This window comes from Arthrobacter pityocampae (assembly GCF_002927275.1).
Lineage (GTDB): Bacteria > Actinomycetota > Actinomycetes > Actinomycetales > Micrococcaceae > Arthrobacter_D > Arthrobacter_D pityocampae.
Map to the genome: position 1 here is coordinate 1 of NZ_PRKW01000017.1, position 1,607 is coordinate 1,607.

Consider the following 1,607-nt stretch of genomic DNA (forward strand, 5'->3'; position numbering starts at 1 on the left):
ATTCTCCCTGGCCTTTGCAGGCATTTTTGGCGGTCATGCAGTCGTTCTGGCCCTTGCAACCGTTGACGCCGAAGCACTTCACTTCAGCTGCTTTGGTGTCCTGGGCGGCCTGGACAGGCAGGGTAGCAAACAGGCTGGCGGCCACGAGAGCCAGAGCGGCACCGGTAGCGACGTTGGATTTATTCGACATAGTGACAATCTCTCTTAATTGTTGGTGGTCTTATCCGCGGGTGCGAATGACCCTGAGTAGCTTAGGCATCGCTGCCGAGCATGCCCTCTCAAGAAATTCGCAAGGCTTTATGAGGGCATGAAAGACAGTACCGAGCCTTCTGGATGGGCTACAAGAAAGAAATAGCAACCTGACAGAACTGTAATGTTCGGCTCAGGTTGCTGACAGGCCCTCTTAGGGATGCTCCGATCAACTTGTCGTGCAGCCGCGGCAAGTTGCAATTTTCCAGGCACCTACAGCGTCATTGGACGAAAAGTGACCGAAAAATCATGTACGGAGAGCTTTTTCGACCGGTTCTCCGTGTTAAACGCGAACCTCACCCATACCCATGAGCTGTTTTCGAACCCTCCACAGGTTTGCCAGGGCGAACAGCGTGGTCAACTGAGCCGTGTTTTTCATCAGCCCACGAAAACGTACTTTCACGTAACCAAACTGCCGCTTGATCACGCGAAACGGATGCTCGACCTTGGCCCGTGTCTGAGCCTTGCAGAACTCGATCTTGCGCTTGGCTTTGTACAGTACGCTGCGCTGGTTCAGCTTGGAATAGGTGCTGCGACGCGCTGCAATCTGCCAGATCACCCCCCGATTTTCATGCTCTTCGCGCCTTTCGACACCGGTGTAACCGGCATCTGCATACACGGCGTTTTCTTCGCCATGCAGCAGTTCAGCCACCTGCGTGACATCGGCCACATTGGCAGCGGTGCCATGGACGTGATGCACCAGGCCGGACTCGACATCGGCACCGATGTGCGCCTTCATCCCGAAGAAATACTGACCGCCTTTCTTGGTCTGGTGCATCTCGGGATCACGCTTGCCTTCTTTATTTTTGGTCGAGCTGGGGGCATGAATAATGGTGGCATCGACGATGGTGCCTTGGCGCAGCGACAGGCCTTTTTCCTGCAGATAACCATTGATGACCGCAAGGATTGCCGGTGCGAGCTGATGCTTCTCCAGCAAGTGCCGGAAGTTCATGATCGTGGTGTCTTCGGGGATTGGCGCGCTCAGCGTCAGGAGTGCGAACTGGCGCATGGGCGTGATTTCGTAGAGCGCTTCTTCCATGGCCGGGTCGCTCAGGGAGAACCAGTTCTGCAACAGATGGATGCGCAGCATGGTTTCCAGAGGATAGGGTTTTCTACCGCCGCCGGCCTTGGGGTAGAACGGTTCGATCAGCTCCAGCAGGCCTGCCCAGGGCACCACCTGATCCATTTCGGCGAGGAAGCGCTCTCGGCGGGTTTGCTTGCGCTTGCCGGCGTACTCAAAGTCGGAAAAGCTCATCTGGCTCATGGGCGGCTCGGATCAGGTGTTGCGGGGATTCTCGCATAACTGAAGGCTTGTTCGGAGATTCCCTAGCCCAACGCTCCAAGGCGCCAATGCAACG

The 1,607-nt window shown here is 56.1% G+C and carries 2 protein-coding genes; both read right to left on the reverse strand.

The window, feature by feature from the left end; translation table 11 throughout:
• Window positions 1-190 (reverse strand): BufA1 family periplasmic bufferin-type metallophore (gene bufA1, locus C4K88_RS17990; RefSeq protein WP_104122813.1); only part of this gene is annotated, 190 nt, incomplete at its 3' end.
• Between the two features lie 342 nt (window positions 191-532).
• A complete protein-coding gene (locus C4K88_RS17995; RefSeq protein WP_004576175.1) occupies window positions 533-1,513 on the reverse strand; it encodes an IS5-like element ISPa41 family transposase in 981 nt (326 codons plus the stop codon).
• Window positions 1,514-1,607 lie beyond the last annotated feature (94 nt).